1 protein-coding gene is annotated in these 646 nt (G+C 68.7%); it reads left to right on the top strand.

Annotation, left to right across the window (positions count from 1 at the left end; genetic code table 11):
* Positions 1–646, top strand: a 646-nt coding sequence (locus DVK07_RS20500; protein WP_147441291.1) for a DUF4350 domain-containing protein, incomplete at both ends; no start/stop codon positions are given.

Here is a 646-nt window from a genome sequence, read left to right as displayed (position 1 = left end):
GGCCCCCTACGAGCGGGGCGACGCCAACGGCTCGGTCGCCGTGATTCTCTCGCCGACCGAGCCGTACGGTCCCAACGACACGCGCCGCGTGCGGGAGTTCGTCGACGGCGGCGGAACGCTCGTTATCGCGGACGACTTCGGGACGCATAGCAACGCGCTCCTCGAAGAGGTCGGCGCGAGCGCGCGGTTCAACGGGACCCAACTCCGCGACGAGCGGCACTACTACCGCGCGCCGTCGCTGCCGGTCGCGACGAACGTCAGCGGGACGCGGTACACCGACGGAGTCGACCAGTTAACGCTGAACAAGGGCACCGCGATCGACGCCGGCAACGCGACGGTGGTCGCCACCACGTCGCCGTTCGCGTACCTCGATCGCAACGGGACCGGGAACCTGTCGGCGGGTGACGAGCTGGGAACGTACCCGGTCGTAACCACTGAATCCGTCGGCGAGGGACGGGTCGTCGCCGTCGGTGACCCGAGCCTATTTATCAACGCGATCCTGTCGCGGCCGGATAACGCGGCGTTTGTGACGGCGATCTTCGACGCGCACGACCGCGCACTACTCGACTACTCGCACGCCGGCGAGCAGCCGCCGCTCGCCGTCGCGTCGCTGATCTTCAGCTCGTCGACGGCGCTCCAGGTGGGA

The sequence above is a fragment of the Halorubrum sp. Atlit-26R genome (genome assembly GCF_003666015.1).
Taxonomy (GTDB): domain Archaea; phylum Halobacteriota; class Halobacteria; order Halobacteriales; family Haloferacaceae; genus Halorubrum.
Note: the sequence above shows the minus strand (reverse complement) of the source record. Positions and strands in the feature narration are given on the sequence as shown.